Raw genomic sequence first — 18425 nt, 5'->3', positions numbered from 1 at the left:
TTATGTGTGAGAATATTAGCTACTTACATTGGTTTAGGAGGATAGTGATTTTAAGCTGAAATCACTATTTTGATAGGTGTAGTGTATCCATTTTTGGTGTTTCTTCACTTTTGATTCAACACTTCTGCTTCTGGGTATTATGTCCTAAGCAAAACTTACATTGCTATAGCCACCTGTATCAGGACAAATCAAAACCCAGATAGTGTGAGGCGGCGCGAAGCGCCGCCTCACACTATCTGGGTTTTATGTCCTAACAAGAATGGCGACAGCTATATATGGAAATCCTATTTTATTTTTGAGATTAAATAGTTTGAGAGAGTGCGTCCCTGCGGGGCGCACTCTCTCAAACTATTTAGGATTGCTATAGCCTGTTTAATGTTGAGAGATCACTGTTAGTTAATGATCTAGATCGGTGATTGTTGTAATTGCAATCTTGATTTTGAGTGTTGGAGATCGTTAATTTTGTATTGTTTGAATCACCAACAGATTTAGCGATTTCCATGATACTTAGTAACTGATGTTACGTAGAACAAAGATCGCCATACTGTTTCTATATCATCTTAAAAGAGGATTTGGAGACCAAATCCCTACATATTGGTTGTAGGGGCTTGGTCTCCAAGCCCGATTCTCAGCGTTCCACGTAACATCAGTTAGTAATGTCCAGAATTGAGATGCGAACTCAGGGGGCTTTTATGACACCTATACAAATAACCAGAACCCAAGAATTACTGAGCGATCGCCAGTTCCAGCTTTTCTTTCAACTTAGTAAAATTCGTGGATGGATGGGAGAACTCTATTTAGAATTAGTGTTATCCGATGAAGAGGTGGAATATATCTATCGCTCAGAAACCGATATCTGCAATTATAAAGATGATCAAAAAGTCCTGAAATCTCCCTATCTAATGCGCTGAAATTATCCATCAAACGAGCCAAAGGAGATTTATAAAAAGGCTGATAACACTTTCACGTTCACACAAGAGTCCATACATTTTTATGAATTAAAAACCAAGCCCAATAAGGGTTGTAAAAGCACAAAATGGCTAAGCCATTTTGTGCTTTGCTATGGGTTACGGTAATTTGAGGTGGAATATACATGATATATTTAGGTGAAAGCATTAAATTTTCTTAAATCAAGGATTTGCTTGCATGACACTCACCACTCTTTTTCCACAATGTCAAGACTTACAAGCGCAGGTTGAAGCGATCTTACAACTTTTGCAACAGGAGCCGAATCTGCGATCGCAGCAGGATGGCAGTATTGTTCAGGCTTCGCTGAGAAAAGCGATCGCACCAACCTTTGAGATTGTATTTGCGGGGGCTTTTAGTGCGGGTAAATCAATGTTGATTAATGCACTGTTAGAGAGGGAATTGCTATACAGTGCTGAAGGACATGCGACGGGGACGGAATGCAAAATTGCCTTTGCGAAAACTGGGGAAGAACGGGTTGTATTAACTTTCTTGAGTGAAGTGGAAGTCCGTGAACAGGTACAAGCACTGTCTCAACTGATTGGACAGGTTGCACCGATGAATATTAATCAACCTGAAGCACTCAAACAGTTGCAAACCTTAGCCCTAAGTGTAATCGAACAAGAAGGTGGTAAGAGCAAATCCAAACGCGCCAAGGATGCAGATGCCTTGAATCTATTGCTTGAAGGATTTACAAATAATCGCGATCGCATTAGTTCGACAGCCAATGCAACCTACTCAATGGAACAGTTTGGTTTTGACAATCTCAAAAAAGCTGCCGACTACGCAAGACGGGGAGCTAATAGCGCTGTTCTCAAACGGGTGGAATATTATTGCAATCATCCCCTTTTACAAGATGGCAATGTGATCATCGACACCCCTGGAATTGATGCACCTGTTAAGAAAGATGCGGCGTTAACTTTTGATAAAATTGAGCATCCCGATACTTCGGCAGTAGTATTTGTACTCAAGACCGCAGCTACTGGCGAAATGACTTCCGAAGAAACAGAACTGAGCGAAAAAATGCAAGGTAATGCGGGAATTCGCGATCGCGTTTTCTATGTATTCAATCGCATTGATGAGACTTGGACAAATGATCAATTGCGTGATCGCCTCAATCACACAATTTCCAGCCAGTTTCGCAATAGTTCAAAAATCTATAAAACCAGTGGATTGCTGGGTTTCTATGGCAGTCAACTCAAAAATACAAGTATTAGCGATCGCTTTGGTTTGGACTCAGTATTTGCTGAAAGTGTTAAATCTGTGGGCGGCGAAGAAGGCACACCACAATTTGTAAATGAATTTAACAGCTATTGTTTAGTTTCTGGCAAACTGGACATTTCTAAGTTTCCAATTCCCTACAGCGTTTTGGAAACCAATGTTAAGAATGAGAAGTATGTACGCTTGCTCAGTCATTCGGGAACAGGACTAATCGAGCAACTGATTAAGGATAGCGGCATTGAAGAGTTTCGCACCGCGATTACCCGCTATTTGACCATTGAGAAGCGTCCATTACTGTTTGCCGATCTAGCTGATGATTTGCAACCAATTTGTATTGCCCTGCGCCAGTCCTATCTCGAAGCATGGCTGAAACTGGAAAGTCAACCTCGCGATATTGAAGCAATCAAGTCTCAAGAATTGCAGAAACTCAGTCAAGATTTGAAACAAATTGGCGATCGCTTGCGCGATCATATTGCTCAAGAAGTAAATGTAGTAGTTGCTAGCGATCGCAATGAACTTTTAGAAGCTGATTATCTGAAGCTAAAAACCAAGATGGTTAGACGTTTAGACGAACTGATTGTCAGTTTCTCTGTTGCCATGGTGCATCAACGCGCCCAAGCTAGCCATCGTCGTAACTCTGTAGTTCCTGTAATGGGGATTTTGACTGAGGGCTTCTATTTCTTGGCAAATGAGCTAGAGGATGTGTTGGTGGAATGCTCTAAAGAAATCATTGCCAACTTCTTCCAAAATATGATTGAACAAATTAAAAAAGCAGACTATTATCGCGAACTCTATCGCTTACTAGGTAATGATGGCGAGACAGAGAGTTATCTCCAAGGTGTGATGGTCAAAGCATCGGAGGCTTTGGTCAATGAGGCTAAAACTGAATGCGATCGCTATGTGCGTGAGCGTCCAGAATTCTATGCAGAGGGCAATGTGGTTTTCTGGCAATTGCAACAAGCTTTACACCAAGCCTGTCGTGGTTACGATTATCAAAGCATGATCGATTCTGAGCCAGCAATTCGTCAGTTTTTAAAATTAGATTTTGAGTACAAAGTCAAAGACACCGTAATTCGCACTTTCCGTCAGACAATTAATCAAACTCTAAATACTCATTTACTCGGTGGCGCAGACAATCAAGCAGATAAAATTTTGCAGCAATACGATCGCGCCCGTGAGTATCTCGCTCAAACTCTTGAGAAAGAAGCTCAATCCAAGGTTGATAATAATCGTCGCTTGCAAGGCGAGGTAAAACAAAATATTGATGCCTATAATGCCGCAGTTTCAAATATTAATCAGTGTTTAGAAGCAATGCAATTGACCCGTAAGAAGTTGCCAATTATCAGTGAGTCTGATCTCCTAATGCCAACAGCGATCGCTGAGACAATTGATACAGAGTCTTCTGTCGTTGATGAAGTGGAAGATACAGAAGTATAGAAAAATTTTAAAAGTGTTGCAATAATAAACAAAAATTTAAAACAACATTTGGAAGCACTTACAGCGTTTTGCCCTTAAGAGCGTGTTTGAGAATTCTCTTATTTAGCGTAAATTTCTGTTTTTACCCCCCTTAATCCCCCCTTGCAAAGGGGGGAAACTCAGATTCTCCCCCTTGTAAAGGGGGAGTTAGAGGGGGTAAAAACTTCTCAAACACGCTTTAAACCCAAACTAAGAAAAAAAGAAAGCGTTGCAAAGCAGCGCTTTCTTTTTTTTCTTGTGGCTCGTTTGATCGGCAATTGCTGTAATAGGTAATACCAAACCACAAAATGGCGTAGCCATTTTGTGGTTTGGTATAAGGATGGGCGGAGTGAATCGCCGCCCATCCTCACCATGATCAATCCTTATTTGATGAAATGACCGCGTATGGATACAGTGTTATTCGATTTAGATGGAACTTTGACTGATCCTAAAATTGGGATTACTACCTGCATTCTATATGCACTAAATCAACTTGGCTACGAATTACCAGAAACAGATCAACTGCTTTGGTGCATTGGCCCCCCATTAACAGTTAGTTTTACGAAGTTACTGCAAACTACAGATAAAGTCTTAATCGATCGCGCCATTACCCTTTATCGCGATCGCTTTGCCACCGTGGGCTTATTTGAAAATGCTCTCTATCCCCAAATCCCTGAAACTCTAAACTCGATTCGTACCGCAGGTTATCAAACCTACATTGCCACATCCAAGCCCCATGTGTTTGCTAAACGGATTATTGAACATTTTGATCTGAATTCTCTATTTGATGGCATTTATGGCAGTGAACTAGATGGCACTCGTAGTGATAAGGCAGAGCTAATCCGCCATATTCTGCTCACTGAAAATCTGATTCCTGCTAAAACAGTGATGATAGGCGATCGCTCCCATGATGCGATCGGGGCGAAGAAAAATCAACTCTTAGCGATCGGTGTGACCTATGGTTATGGCACTGAAGAAGAGCTAAAACTTCATGGTGTCGATTTGATCGCTAACTCTCCTCAGGAGATTACCCAATATTTGTGCTAAACCAAAACGCAAGAGAGAGTGGCGGCGTGAAACGCTGCCACTCTCTCTTGCGTTTTTAACTATATTTATAGATGACGATATGCGATGATTTATAGCGTTATCGCATTTATTCCGAGGTTGTCCTATGCCCAAAGCGATCGCCGAAGCGGATACTTTTCTCAAAAAGAAACTGCTTGGCTCAACCGATTTAGCCGATTCCGAGAAAATCTTTATCAAAAAAGGGAGAACATTTTTTGTTACTGAATATAGTCCCGATCGCAATCAACATCTTTTCCTAACTCTAGCCTCACCCTTTCCAGCACTGGATGGCAAATCCCAACTCCAAAAGGTCTATGCCTACGATCCTCATGTCAAAATTGAAGGGGAGGATGTCAATCAACTCATCAAGTTACCAGTTAAATATTGTTCTCAACTAGACAACGATCAGGCGATTTTTGGACCTGGTTGGCGGCAGTGCAACACTACTAGTAATGCGATGCTAGCCGACTTTGTGCTAAATGGAGCCTTAACAACGATGGCGAAAGCACAGGGATTTCCAGAACCAGAGTCAGTCTATATGCGACTGGTGGGTAAGTTTGGCGATACCACAGACCATGATGCTCAAACATGGGCTTTGAGAGAACTTGGTATTAACTCTTACTTTAGCTATTCTCTTTCAGCAAAAGATGTGTTGCTTTCACTAAAAGCAAATATTCCTGTAGTTGTGGGATTTGCATACAAAGGAAGCGGTCATATTTGCGTAATCGTGGGGCATGATCCTGTTAAAAAAGTCTGGCTTGTTCACGATCCTTATGGGACGCGTCATGGTGCTAGTGATAGTTATGACGTTGGTGTTGGCGGTGCTTATGATCCCTATAGCTATACTGTCATGCAGCAAATTTTTTGGGATGGTGGTGGTGAAGCGGGCTGGGGCAGGATTGTCACCAGTGTTAAGGGTAAACCCACAGGTTTACCTACAGGACTGTAAATAACCTCAGTTTGGGTTACAGCAATTACCGATCAAACGAACCACAAAAAAATTGAAAGCGTAGCAAAGCAACGCTTTCAATTTTTTTGGTTTGGGCTTGAGCGCAAAGCGCTGTAAGAAATAGCGTAGCCATTTCTTAATTTGATGTCAGTTCGACGAAAGCGAAAAATGGTAAGAATCGCTAAGCGATTCTTACCATTTTTCGCCATTTGCGGCGTGCGAAGCACGCCGCAAATGGCTATATCGAACTCACGTTAATTTGGTATTACTCCAGAGTAAAGCTTTTTAGATTTGGTGAGTGCAGAGGAATTGTGATCGCAGTCTCAGTAAACTCGTTTAGTTTACTGCTAATCTTCAATGAGCCTTGATGTTGCTTAACTATAATGTCATGGGTAAGTGAAAGCCCCAATCCAGTCCCTGATCCAGGTGGTTTAGTCGTGAAGAAAGGATCAAGGATTTTAGATTGAATCTGTGGGGGAATACCACAACCATTATCACGAATACAAATTTGTACTGTTTCTCCCACAAGCTGAGTGGAAACTCTCAGGCTGGGCGTATATGCACTGATTGATGTCTCATCTAAAGATAATTGAGCTTGTTTAGACCGCATCGCATCGCAGGCATTATCTATTAAGTTGATAAAAGCTCGCGTTAAAGTATTAGGAATTACATCAACTAGACTTACTTTTGGATCATAGTCGGTATGAATACTGACATTAAAGTTGAAATCCTGTGGTTTTTTGCCATAACAGGCTAGTTTCATCGCTTCATGCAGCAAGCTATTAAGGGGGGTAGGCTGCATCGAAGCAGGTTGGCTACGGGCATGTTCCATCATGCTACTAATGATTTCTGCGGCACGGAGGCTATGGCGATGGATGGTAGAGGCGTTCTCTTGCAAATCGATGATGGTCGTTTCGACAAAAGATGCGGTTTGTGATTCTTGGGATGCAAGAATTGGTTGCAGCGTATCTAACAATTCCTGAATCAGTTCGATAGAGCCTTCAGCATAGTTTTTGACAAAGTTAAGAGGGTTACGGAGTTCATGGGCGATGCCTGCGGTGAGAGTTCCTAATGAAGCCAGCTTTTCTTGAGCAACTATGCGCTCTTGAGCATTTTTAAGTTCATTGGTTCTTTCTTCTACACGCTGTTCGAGGGTTAGTGAGTATTCTTCAAGTTGATGGTTGGCTTGTTCAAGTTCGCTATTCAGTTGGGAGAGTTCCTGTAATAGTTGATCGCGTTCTAGTTCTGCTTGCTTGCGATCGCTGATATCCGCAATAACACCAATAAGTAGTCGATCCGAAATTGAATTGTTCTGGGGAATGATGCCCCAAACGGCAACCCAACGGATCTGCCCGTCTAACCTCTGGATTCTATACTCAATTTGATAGGGGGCTGATGTCTCAAAGGTTCTAGAGATCGCTTGCAGTACCTGATCTCTGTCTTCGGGATAAATCATCGAGATAAATGTATCGCGATCGCCAGAAAAAGTTCCAGCTATAAAGCCAAAGATTTCTTGAGCGCGATCTGACCAGAATAGTTGTCCTGTTTGAAGGTTGCAACTCCAACTACCCATTGTGGCGGCATCTAGAGCTAGTTGTAATCGGGAGCGCTCAGCCTGAAGATTTTCTTCAGCTATTTTGCGATCGCTAATATCGGTATGTGTTCCCAACATCCGCAGAGGTTGTCCAGCCTCATCCCATTCCACAAATTTACCGATAGAGAGAATCCACTTCCATTCACCATTTTTAGTGCGTTGACGAAATTCCACCTTGTAAATACTAATTTCTCCATTGACATAGGCGCGATAAGTGGCTGCCACTCGCTCTATATCATCGGGATGAAGTCGCTCTTTCCACTTAGTATTAGTTTCTGCAAATTCCTCATCAGGACTATATCCCAGCATCGTGGCATATTCAGGGCTAACAATAGCAATTCCAGTCTGTGGGTTCAGGTCATAGAGTCCCTGATTTGCGGCGGTTAGGGCTAGACGTAATCGTTCTTCGCTGTCCTGTAGCAACAATTCGGCTTTTCGCCGTTCAGTCACCTCTCGGTTAATGATCACTACTCCTGTAATCGTGCCATCAATTTCAAAATAGGGAAAGTAGGTGGCATTGACAAAGCGATTACCTGCTTTCTCAAAATAGAACCATTCTCCATAATCGATGGTTTCACCAGCAAGACATCGATCAAACCTTGGTTTAACAACTGTCTTAAATGTATGCTCACCCATGACATCTTGAATCGATATCCCAACCATCTCCTCCCATGTCCGTTCGTTGTGTTCTAAATAGGCTTGATTGAGCAAACGATAGGTATAGTTACGGTCAACTAGTGCTATACCGTCTGGAGCAATCTCTACCATCCGTTGATACTGTCGTAAGATAATTTCAGCTTGTTTGCGATCGGTGATGTCACGCGCTACACCCACCATCCGTAAGCCAATCCCATTCTTGTTCTCAACTACTTTCCCATTCACTGCTACCCAACGCATTTCTCCATCTTGACGATTAATACGGTATTCAATGTTGTAAGGGGATTGTGTGGTAAAACTATGGGAAAGAGCTTGAAATACTTGTTCTTGATCGTCGAGATGAACCAGTTTCAAAAAGGCTTCGCGATCGCCAGGAAATGTTCCAGCAGCGTAGCCAAAAATAGCTTCTGTTTTTGCTGACCAAATCCCTGTTTCGAGATTTGATTCCCAAGTTCCCATCTCAGAAGACTCAAGGGCTAGCTGTAAACGCATTCTCTCTGACTGAAGTTGCGTCTCAGACCGTTTGCGATCGCTAATATCTTGAACGACACCAATCACATACTGCGGTTCTCCAAGAAAGTCTCGCGCCAGAGACACTGCTAAATTAGCCCAAACGATCTCACCATCTTTACGGATATAGCGCTTTTCCATCGTAAAGGTTTGCAACTCTCCTGAGAACAAAAGTTTAGTATTTTCATTGTCCTTTTCTCTATCCTCAGGGTGGGTTATGTCTGCAAAAGATTTTAGTAGCAGTTCGGCTTCTGAGTAACCCATAATGTCGCAATATTTTTGATTGGCTCGCACAAATTTGCCATCAAGGCTATTTTGGGCAATCCCCACAGCAGCTTGTTCAAAGGTAGCCCGAAACCTTTCATTGATTTCTTGTAAAGCCATTTCAGCTTGTTTGCGATCGGTGATATCTTCCGAAATACATACCAAATAATCAGGGTTGCCATGCTCATCAAACATAGGAACTTTGATCGTATGTAAAATTCTTCTGCCAAGCGATCGGCTATCGATAAATTCCTCAGCAATATCCTCTCTCTTACGCCCTTTAAAGGAAGAATGATCTTTTTGCTTAAAGAAATCAGATTGCTCCTTAGGAAAGTAGTCATAAAGAGTCTTCCCAATTGCTTGCTCCTTAGTAAATCCAAACATTCTCTCGCTAGTATTATTCCATAGCATAAATTCGCCAAATCTTTCTTCTCTACCGTTTTTGACAAATAGAGCCACTGGTAAATTTTCGATAATTGCTTCGAGAAAATTGTGGGTTTCTGACAACTCCTGTGTCCGTTTTTGCACTCGATGTTCTAGTTCCTCATTTAGCTTTTGTAAATCTTCAAGTACCTGCATTCTCTCTATTTCGGCGATCGCTCGCGCCCCAAAAATATGTAGCAACATTTCCGCACGGTCTGGGTTGGCTAAGGGTTGGCGATTTAATACACAAAGCAGACCAATCTTTTTCCCTGCGGAATTCTGTAAGGCAACACCAAGATAACTATCGACATCTACTCCCACTAAATTTTGATCATGGGGAAAAGTTTGTTTCACGCTAGAACAGTAATATTTACCTTCGCTTAACGTTAGTTCGCATGGAGTATCAGCAATTTGGTATACAAAATTGGTCTGTAGTTGACGATTGGCATACCATGCAATCGTTTCCAACCTATCTCCAACCTGTTGGGCAAGATAAACATGGGAAACATCGAGGGCGATCGCAATTTGTCGGACTAGCTCAGGAAAGAATTCTTGACCAGTAACCGAGGCAGTGCTATGCATCAATCCTTGGAAAGCTAGTTCTGCTTGCTTGCGATCGGTAATATCCATCGCAATTCCAGCCGTACCAATTGACTCGTTAAAATCGTTGATAACTGGAGACTTAATTGTTTCTATCCATCGATATGTGCCATCCGCAGTAAGGAGATGTTCCTCAACATGTTTTTGTTTCCCTAAATTTATAACCTCGCGATCGTCACGCCTATATGCTTCAGCTAGCTCGTGAGGCCAGATATCCAAGTCAGTCAATCCAATTAATTGAGAAGATGGATAACCACAGGCTTGAGCAAATGGCTCATTAACTGCCAGAAATCGACCATCACGATCCTTGAGCCATGCAATATGAGGGATATTGTTCAGCAGCGATGATAACTGTTGTTCACGTTCTTTAGCTATTTCTTCACTTTTTTTGAGAGCTTGTTCAGCTTGTTTGCGATCGCTAATATCGCGTCCCACAATCAGTACATCATCTTCACCATAGGCAACCACACGACATTCTTCTGCTTGTAAAACACCGTCAACCCAAAGCTCTTGTTCATAAATTTGTATTTCCCTAGTTTGGAGCGCATCATGTACAGCTTTCATCCTTCTCGCTGCCAAATCAGGCGGCAAGGTGTCCTCTACCCTCGTTCCAATTAGTGCTTGAGCATCACCAAGTAATGGAAAGGTTGTGGGTACGATAAAATCAAGGTACATTCCCTTACGGTTAACTCGCATAATCAAGTCGGGTAAAGTATTGATCAGTGCGCGTTGTTGGGCTTCGCCAAGTAGTTGCTTTTCGTTCTGCCGTAGTTGTTGGGTATGTTCTTGAATATGTTGCTCCAAACTACTATGCAGTCTTTCTAATTCGCGCTTAGCTTGTTCTAGTTCTAGTTTTTGGGTGATCAGTTGCCGATCTTGTTGGTAGCGACGCAGGGCTTCTGTAACTGTGAGTTGTAAATCGATCGCATTCCAAGGCTTTGGTAGGAAACGATAGAGATTCACCCGATCTATCAAATTACTAACATCTTCATTGCTTGCTTGACTGGTGAGCATGATTTTTAAGATTTCGGGATGCCGACCATGAAGTTCTATTAAAACTTGCTCGCCACTCATGTCAGGCACTAGCTGATCTACAATCACCAGAGGTATTTCTATACCATTAGCTAATAAATTTTTCACCAGTGTTATTGCCTCAGCCCCACTTTCAGCAATGGCGATCGCATAGTTAGGGAAATATCGCTTTAATTGAGTTCTCATCTCAAGTAGAACACTATACTCATCGTCAACACAAACAATCGTGGGGCTACTCATTAATTATCTCCGATGGGGCTGATTTGGTCTTTGAGAGGTAAAATTCGCAAATTCTTGGGATTGCTGTTCTACTTGTTGTTCTAGGCTTCTGTAGATTTGAGCATATTTAATCGATATAGCTGCTTGGTTGCAAAGCAAATTTAACACTTCAAGATGTTCATCGGTAAATGCGCCCACGATCAAATTATTTTCCAAATATAAAACCCCTAACACTTGTCCTTGATTAATTATAGGACTACAGAAAATACTCTTAGGTTGTTGTTGCTCAATATAGCGATCGCCTGCAAATTGAGAACTTTCCCGCGCATCTCCTAGTACTAGAGGTTCAAAACTCCGCTTGACCCGATTTATGACAGTAGTTGCGACTTCTTCACTGAGTTCTAGAGGAATAGGATGAGTGAATATCTGTGGTGATTGTCCAGATTTTGCCATAGCGACGATCTGTAATTCCTGTTCTGCTTGTAGTAATAAAATACATTTATCAGCACCAGCATTGACGATCATCGTATTTAAAATTGTTGTGAAGAGTTGATCGAGTTGAATTTCTTCAGAAATTGATTGAGATGCTTTGATGAGAGCAGTAAGCGCGATCGCTTGAGAGTTGGTACTGGAGATACGGGTGGATGATGGAGCCGCCAAACTAGAGCAATTGGCTTGCTGAAGTACAAAACTGAGCAGTTGTGGATATTGTGTTTCTAAATCAAGGACTTTGGCGGTCGCACCCCAGCGCACATAGCCATAGTAAGCTTCAGTCATATAAACTTGAGCGATTTTATCTTTTCCCAAATCAAGATAGAACCTAGCGGCAAGCTCATTAGCTAAGGCTTCCTCTTGGATATACTTATGTTCCTTGGCTCCCGTAATGGCGCGATCGTATAAATCTGCTGCTTGACTAGATTTGCCCAATACCCTGAAGTATTCAGCTTCCAATAGCCAAACCTTATGCTGATAATTCATGGGAGCTGATTTGGCGAGTTTGGTAAGACGTTGAAGATCTGCCTTGATTTTAGTGAAATAGATTTTTTTCTGTTGCTTTGACAAGGAGGGATATTGAGCCAATCTGACCAGAGCGGCATAAAAATGGCATAGAGTTTTGACAAAGGTTCCCTCAACCAATTGCTGCATTACTTCAATAATCGCCATCTGCTCCAAGGCAACGGGATAGCGCTGAAATAAAAATGCAATCTGAAGTTTGCGGAAGCTGGTATAAAGTCTCAATTGCTTATCTCTATCACTGATGGTCGTTTCATCAAAAAAGCGACCCACTAGTTTACATGGATCGTCAGTGATGGTGGTGAGGTTAGCGATCGCTTGGCAGTTGACATCAATCAGAGCGGACATAGCCCGTTGCTTAAGTTTCTGCAAAGTCGGACGGGCAGCGATCGCCTCTCTTTGCAAGTCCCCCAAATTTTTGCCCGTTAAATAGTCTTGCAAATAGTAAACAGCAAGGCTGTAGGCGGCATACTCGACATCTCCAACCTCCAGACTGACTTGATAAGCTTCTAACAATAGCGGTAACGTGGTACGTAGAGATTCCTTACGATAGGCGATGAAGCGATTCCAGAGAAAGAGAGTGGGAGCTAGCGCCGCCTTAGAGGAAGTCTTGTGACAGAGAGCGATCGCGGCTTTGCCGATCGCATATCCCGCATCAACGCGATTAAGTTTCTCGCACAGCAAAAACGCATAGATCGTATAGGCCATCGATGATTTAGGGATATTGCCATAACGCAGGTACAGAGCGATTCCTGTAAAGGTGATGAATGGTAAAATCTCAGGCATTTCCCTTTCTGAGGCAGCACCAATGGCATTGAAGAGATGGCAAGCTGCTAATTTGTAGGGATTAGACATCATAGGCAGATCGAGTAAATCCTTGGGCTTTTTGCCGATCATCCGATAAAGGGTGGCAAAAAATCCTAAGATTGTTCGCAATTTCGATAATTTCTGGGGAAGATGTACCCCAAAGATCGGCAAAATTTTACGAGTATAGTCAACGGCTGCTCTGGTCTGATTTTGCGCTACTAGGGCAAGAATCTGAATTTCATGGAACTTGACGCGATCTAAATGATTTTTAGTGTTTTGGAAACTGACTTGCATCAGCGAATTCATCTGGGCGTATGCACCCAAAATATAGGCGACTTCCACCGCAAGTTGATGCAGAGATAGGCTCAGGTCGTAATGGGTGTGCCAAGATTGAGCCGATAGCAGCTTTAACCCTGTATTCAGATAATCCATCGCCGCCTCGTAAGCAGCCGAATTTTTGGCTTTTTCGCCAGCTTGCCTGTTTAATTGCGCTAGTTCCTCCCGCTCTCTTTGACCATAAATGTGGGATATACCCATATTGAGATGATTGACAATCTGGAAGAGGTGTAACTCACGCTCCTCCTTGGATAGGCGTTCCCAAAGCCCTCGACCGATATTTAAGTGGACGATTTCTTTTTGAGATTCGGGAATCAGCGAATAAGCAGCCTGCTGTACTCGATCATGGAGAAAGCGGTAAATCGGAATAGATGGCAATGCATCCCGATCATCAAAATCCAATTCATTATCCAATTCATTTTGAAAAAATTTATAAATTTGATTGAGAGGAATAATTAAGCCATTCTCTAAAGCTTTCCACAGGGCTGTCGCAGTTTGTGAAGGCGATCGCTCAGCAATAATCGCTAATGTCTGCAAATCAAACTCTGCTCCAATACAGGCTGCTAATTTCAGTGCTTCTTGGGTCGCAGGAGGAAGTTTCTGCAACTGGTGCGCCATGAAATCTACAACATTTTCCGTTAGGCTTTGTAGTCTAATTTGGCTAATATCACATTGCCAGCCTTGACTTGTATCTTCACCAGAGATGAACTGGATCATTTTATCTTCATGCAAAGCCTTGAGAAATTGAGTCGTAAAGAACGGATTACCTTGAGCCTTTTGATAGACCAACTCAGTGAGGGGCTGAGCCAGAAGGCGATCGCAACTTAAGGTGTCTGCTACTAATTGATTAATATCTTCCTGAATTAATGGTTGTAAAATAATTGTCTTGACAGTCACTTCCGTCTTGATAATCTCATTCACCGTCAACATCAATGGATGCACCGATGATATTTCGTTATCGCGATAGGCTCCCAAGATCAATAGGTAGCCTGTCTCCTGCATCAAGAGTTGCAATAACTGTAGAGAAGCAGAATCAGCCCACTGCAAGTCATCAAGGAAGATCACTAAAGGATGTTGAGGAGCAGAGAAGACTTGAATAAATTTCTGGAATAATAGATTGAATCGATTTTGAGCAGCATTTCCTGTCAATTTATGAACATTTGGTTGGCTACCAATAATTTTCTCTAGTTCTGGAATCACATCCATCACTACTTGTCCATTTTCACCTAGTGCTTCAAGGATTTTATTTTTCCATACCAGCAATTGAGTGTCGCTTTCGCTCAGCAGTTGCCCAATCAAATCACGGAAAGCTTGTACAAATGCCGAAAAAGGGATATTGCGATTTAATTGATCAAATTTGCCTTTGATGAAGTAGCCGCGTTTACGGACAATTGGTTTATGCACTTCGTTGATCACTGCGGTTTTGCCAACACCAGAAAAACCAGCTACCAACATCAGTTGCGTACTACCTTGGGCAACTTGCTTAAACACATTGAGCAATATCTGAATTTCAAGGCTACGTCCATAGATCTTTTCGGGGATCAAAAAGCGATCGCTGAGATCTCTAGTAGCGATCGCAAAGGGAGCAATGGTTCCAGTTTCCCTAAGCTGCTGAAGAGAAATTTCGAGATCATGCTTCAAACCCAAGGCACTCTGATAGCGCTCCTCTACATTTTTTGCCATGAGTTTCGCCACGATCTGTCCAATGACCAAGGGCAACTCTGGCTTGAGTTCACATACTAGGGGCGCAGGCACAGCTAGATGAAAATGGATCTGTTCCAAGGGATCATCCGATGAACAAGGTAGCTGTCCTGTTAACAATTCAAAAAAAGTCACCCCTAGGGCATAAAAGTCACTGCGGTAATCAATTCCACAGTTCATCCTTCCAGTCTGCTCTGGAGCCATATAAGCAAGGGTTCCTTCCAAAACATTGATGTTGACAATGGTCTGAATCTCATGGGGTAGTCTTGTCGCTAGCTCAAAATCAGTAATCTTTACCTGCTGACTCACAGGATCAATCAAAATATTGCTAGGGTTAATATCCTTATGGATCACCCGCTGTTGATACAGGTCATGGAGAATCGTCGCCAGCTGCATAGCGATCGCCAAAAATCTTCTCAGATTGAGTGGCTGCGTCTTGGCGTAATCAGCAAGTGAGATATATCCCTCATCAGCCATGACAATCACAAACCCATTGCCATAGGTTTCTAAACTGAGCGGCTGGACTATTCCTGCCAAGCTGAGATCTTTGGAAATCGTGTACTGGTTACGCAGTTGCAATAGGTCATCAACTGAGGGGCGATCGCTTCTCAGCATTTTCAAGATTACCGTTAGTCCATCCGCTAGCCTTATGCCTCGATAAACAAGAGTTCGCGCACCCTCAAAAAGTGGCGCAGTTAATTGATAACCATCAATGTGAGGAAGGCGATCGCTGGTGCTGGTTGGACGCATAGATGTTTGCCTATTGTTGTCCCATTGGACAAAGCTTTATATAAATCTCTTAAATCCTTTGAGCAATGCGTAACTTAGCAGAACGCGCTCTAGGGTTTGCTCTAGTTTCCTCATCAGTAGCGATGATGACTTTTTTGGTTAGTACTTGTAAGCGATCGTCCTCGCGAAAAGTATGCTTAACAATTCGATCCTCAAGACTATGAAATGTAATCACAGCAATTTTACCGCTAGTCTTTAACCAATTGGGAGCAATGGCTAACCATTTTTCGAGACTTTCTAATTCTCGATTAACGGCGATTCGCAAAGCTTGAAAAGTTCTGGTGGCGGGATGAATTCTACCGTGACGATAACTGGAGGGAACGCAGGCAGAAATTGCATTAGCGAGTTCCAATGTAGTCTTAAAGGGGCGCTTCTCGACAATTTGACGGGCAATCCGCCGCGACAGTCTTTCTTCACCAAGTTTAAAAAAGATATCAGCAAGTTCTACTTCTTTATAGTGATTGATGATTTCGGCGGCAGTGAGAGTTTGGCGATTATCCATTCGCATATCAAGATCGCCTGACTCTCGGAAACTAAATCCCCGCTCGGCAACATCAAACTGAGTCGAACTCACACCCAGATCCGCTAGAATACCATCAAATTTCAATTCCGATGATGGCTGATATTCACAAAAGTTACCGCGCCAAAAACTAACCCGATCTGCATAATCTTTGAGGGTGTCACTTGCGGCGGCGATCGCCATTTCATCCCGATCAATCCCTACTAAACTTACATTCTCTGCTGCTTGCAAAATTAACGCGCTATGTCCACCACCGCCCACAGTGCAGTCCAGATATACCCCACCTGCAACAATTTCTAAGCCTGCGATCGTGGGTTCGGCAAGCACGGGAACATGATGAAACTGGGCAGTCATATTTTTTGAGGTTTGAATAGATAAACTAGGTGGGGCTTTGTGTCCCTTTTAGGTTTGTAAACTCAGCAATTCTAATTATAAAAATCGGTTTTTTGAAAGCCCGCCAACGGCGGGCTTTCAAAAAACCGATTTTGGTGTTTACAGCGCCTTCGGCGCTGTAAACACCAAAATCGGTTTCATAATGAGAATTGCTGTTGAAAACCAAGCACCTTAATCGCTATCAATATGTATCTTGATAATCGCAATAAGGTAACCAAAGTCATTAATATAGTCTACTGTGCTGTTTATTTGCCGAATTTGTCACCATGAAACATACTCTCTCCGTTGTCGTCCAAGATGAGGCAGGCGTGCTGACCCGCATTGCTAGCTTGTTCGCCCGCCGAGGTTTTAATATCGAGAGCCTTGCGGTTGGGACTGCTGAGCAAGATGGATTTACGCGCATTACGATGGTTGTCTCAGGCGACGATCACACGATTGAGCAAATCACTAAGCAGTTGCATAAACTGATCAATGTGATCACAATTCTTGATTTTACTGATATTCCCTGTGTTGAGCGCGAGTTGATGCTCGTCAAGGTGAACGCCGCCCCGAATGTGCGATCGGAAATTATTGAAATATCCCAAATTTTCCGCGCCCGTATTGTTGATGTAGCTGATGATTTCCTAACGATCGAAGTGGTGGGCGACCCTGGAAAGATGGTGGCGATTTTGAAGATGTTAAACAAGTTTGGCATTCGCGAAATTGCCCGTACTGGTAAAGTTTCGCTGACCCGTGAATCAGGTGTAAATACGGAATATCTCAAAATTTCTAAAAATAGCCTAGGTAGTGCGGTCTCTAATTTCTGATTTTTTAGCGATCGCTATTTGTCACAGTCCTAAGTTATTTCTCGTTAAGGATGTGCGGCGCTAAGCGCCGCACTGCACTAACCAATTAAAACTAAAAAGTTGCACCTCTGCGAGGTGCAACTTTTTTTTGGAGTAGTGATATAGATTAGAGATCGCCTAATGTAAGCGCGATCTCTAATTTTAAAGCCTTGGTTATAACTCTAATAGCTAACTAATGTCAGTTCGATATAGCCATTTGCGGCGTGCTTTGCACGCCGCAAATGGCTATATCGAACTCACGTTAATTAATACTCAATCAACATCCTTCAGATCGTTTATTGGTGATGGCGGGATTGATGATTGGTGTGGATTGCGATCTGCAATCTGTCGATGTGGTTTCTGAAGCTATCGAATTAAATGATGTTGATGTTTTAGTTGTATTGGTTTTGGCTTGATACACACGCTGAGTATGAACGTCTCATTGGGAAGTAATAATATTTGGGCGATCGCCTCTAATCCTATAACGTTACAAATCACTGCCAATGTTAGCTAGAATGTTGCAAGGCTACAATTTATTGGCGATCGCTCCAATTACCAACGCATACGATTATTTTTTATAGAACTCTAAAACGATGACTATTCAACAAATTGAGTCGGCTATATTAGAACTTCCTCCTAGCGAATTTCGCAAAGTTATTGATTGGCTGTTGGATTTAGATTATCAACGTTGGGATAAGGAGTTAGAGAGTGATATTGAGTCGGGGAAGTTAGATTTTTTAGCACAGGAAGCGATCGAGGATTTTGAAAATGGATTTTGCAAGCAAATCTAATGCATTTCACAACCAGACGATTTTGGGAATACTACAAAGCTTTACCTGAGACTATTCAGGAGATTGCCGATCAAAGTTATGAGTTACTAAAAACGAATCCATCGAATCCATCTTTGCACTTAAAGAGAGTTGGGAAGTATTGGTCAGTAAGAATTAGTAAGGAATATCGGGCAGTGGGCATTGAAGTTGAAAAGGGTATTTCTTGGTTTTGGATTGGTACACACGCTGAGTATGAACGTCTCATTGGGAAGTAATAATTTTGGGCGATCGCCTCTAATCACATCACAAATCACTG

11 protein-coding genes are annotated in these 18425 nt (G+C 42.5%); 8 read left to right on the top strand and 3 right to left on the bottom strand.

Annotation, left to right across the window (positions count from 1 at the left end; translation table 11 throughout):
• The first annotated feature begins 692 nt into the window (after positions 1 to 692).
• From VB775_RS08115 to VB775_RS08100, 4 genes are all read left to right on the top strand, one after another.
• Positions 693 to 911 carry a hypothetical protein gene (locus VB775_RS08115; protein ID WP_323216723.1) on the top strand — a complete coding sequence of 73 codons (219 nt, stop codon included), beginning with the start codon at positions 693 to 695 and terminating at the stop codon, positions 909 to 911.
• A 235-nt stretch (positions 912 to 1146) separates the two neighbouring features.
• Entirely contained in the window at positions 1147 to 3624 is a 2478-nt protein-coding gene (locus VB775_RS08110; protein ID WP_281006121.1) for a dynamin family protein, read from the top strand.
• 423 nt (positions 3625 to 4047) lie between these two features.
• On the top strand, positions 4048 to 4689 hold the full coding sequence (locus VB775_RS08105; protein ID WP_281006120.1) for an HAD family hydrolase: 642 nt from the start codon (positions 4048 to 4050) through the stop codon (positions 4687 to 4689).
• 124 nt (positions 4690 to 4813) lie between these two features.
• Complete coding sequence (locus VB775_RS08100; protein WP_281006119.1) at positions 4814 to 5656, top strand: C39 family peptidase; 843 nt, start codon at positions 4814 to 4816, stop codon at positions 5654 to 5656.
• A 265-nt stretch (positions 5657 to 5921) separates the two neighbouring features.
• Here VB775_RS08100 and VB775_RS08095 read toward each other — a convergent pair whose 3' ends face one another.
• The 3 genes from VB775_RS08095 to rsmH are packed head-to-tail and all read right to left on the bottom strand — an operon-like array spanning position 5922 to position 16476.
• On the bottom strand, positions 5922 to 10976 hold the full coding sequence (locus tag VB775_RS08095; RefSeq protein ID WP_281006118.1) for a PAS domain S-box protein: 5055 nt from the start codon (positions 10974 to 10976) through the stop codon (positions 5922 to 5924).
• 3 nt (positions 10977 to 10979) lie between these two features.
• Positions 10980 to 15563: an ATP-binding protein gene (locus VB775_RS08090; protein ID WP_281006117.1), complete on the bottom strand. Its 4584-nt coding sequence runs from the start codon at positions 15561 to 15563 to the stop codon at positions 10980 to 10982.
• A 49-nt stretch (positions 15564 to 15612) separates the two neighbouring features.
• Positions 15613 to 16476: a 16S rRNA (cytosine(1402)-N(4))-methyltransferase RsmH gene (gene rsmH / locus VB775_RS08085; RefSeq protein WP_281006116.1), complete on the bottom strand. Its 864-nt coding sequence runs from the start codon at positions 16474 to 16476 to the stop codon at positions 15613 to 15615.
• 305 nt (positions 16477 to 16781) lie between these two features.
• Here rsmH and ilvN point away from each other — a divergent pair, with 305 nt between their 5' ends.
• The 4 genes from ilvN (at position 16782) to VB775_RS08065 (ending at position 18384) form a co-directional block, all read left to right on the top strand.
• Positions 16782 to 17321 (top strand): acetolactate synthase small subunit, encoded by a 540-nt coding sequence (ilvN, locus tag VB775_RS08080; RefSeq protein ID WP_281006115.1) that lies wholly within the window; start codon positions 16782 to 16784, stop codon positions 17319 to 17321.
• Positions 17322 to 17535: 214 nt separating this feature from the next.
• Positions 17536 to 17703, top strand: a complete 168-nt coding sequence (locus VB775_RS08075; protein ID WP_281006114.1) for a hypothetical protein — start codon at positions 17536 to 17538, stop codon at positions 17701 to 17703.
• A gap of 229 nt (positions 17704 to 17932) precedes the next feature.
• Positions 17933 to 18130: a hypothetical protein gene (locus VB775_RS08070; protein WP_281006113.1), complete on the top strand. Its 198-nt coding sequence runs from the start codon at positions 17933 to 17935 to the stop codon at positions 18128 to 18130.
• A complete protein-coding gene (locus tag VB775_RS08065) occupies positions 18130 to 18384 on the top strand; it encodes a hypothetical protein (protein WP_281006112.1) in 255 nt (84 codons plus the stop codon). The genes VB775_RS08070 and VB775_RS08065 overlap by 1 nt, the downstream gene beginning before the upstream one ends.
• Positions 18385 to 18425: the final 41 nt, after the last annotated feature.

This window comes from Pseudanabaena sp. CCNP1317 (assembly GCF_034931345.1).
Classification (GTDB): domain Bacteria; phylum Cyanobacteriota; class Cyanobacteriia; order Pseudanabaenales; family Pseudanabaenaceae; genus Pseudanabaena; species Pseudanabaena galeata.
The sequence above is the reverse complement of the archived record's forward strand: the minus strand, read 5'-3'. Positions and strand labels throughout refer to the sequence as shown.

Coding starts and splice junctions, on each gene's coding strand:
- VB775_RS08110 (WP_281006121.1), top strand. CDS start 1,147: ATGACACTCACCACTCTTTTTCCACAATGTCAAGACTTACAAGCGCAG.
- VB775_RS08090 (WP_281006117.1), bottom strand. CDS start 15,563: ATGCGTCCAACCAGCACCAGCGATCGCCTTCCTCACATTGATGGTTAT.
- VB775_RS08095 (WP_281006118.1), bottom strand. CDS start 10,976: ATGAGTAGCCCCACGATTGTTTGTGTTGACGATGAGTATAGTGTTCTA.
- VB775_RS08100 (WP_281006119.1), top strand. CDS start 4,814: ATGCCCAAAGCGATCGCCGAAGCGGATACTTTTCTCAAAAAGAAACTG.
- VB775_RS08065 (WP_281006112.1), top strand. CDS start 18,130: ATGCATTTCACAACCAGACGATTTTGGGAATACTACAAAGCTTTACCT.
- ilvN (WP_281006115.1), top strand. CDS start 16,782: ATGAAACATACTCTCTCCGTTGTCGTCCAAGATGAGGCAGGCGTGCTG.
- VB775_RS08105 (WP_281006120.1), top strand. CDS start 4,048: ATGGATACAGTGTTATTCGATTTAGATGGAACTTTGACTGATCCTAAA.
- VB775_RS08070 (WP_281006113.1), top strand. CDS start 17,933: ATGACTATTCAACAAATTGAGTCGGCTATATTAGAACTTCCTCCTAGC.
- rsmH (WP_281006116.1), bottom strand. CDS start 16,476: ATGACTGCCCAGTTTCATCATGTTCCCGTGCTTGCCGAACCCACGATC.
- VB775_RS08075 (WP_281006114.1), top strand. CDS start 17,536: ATGTCAGTTCGATATAGCCATTTGCGGCGTGCTTTGCACGCCGCAAAT.
- VB775_RS08115 (WP_323216723.1), top strand. CDS start 693: ATGACACCTATACAAATAACCAGAACCCAAGAATTACTGAGCGATCGC.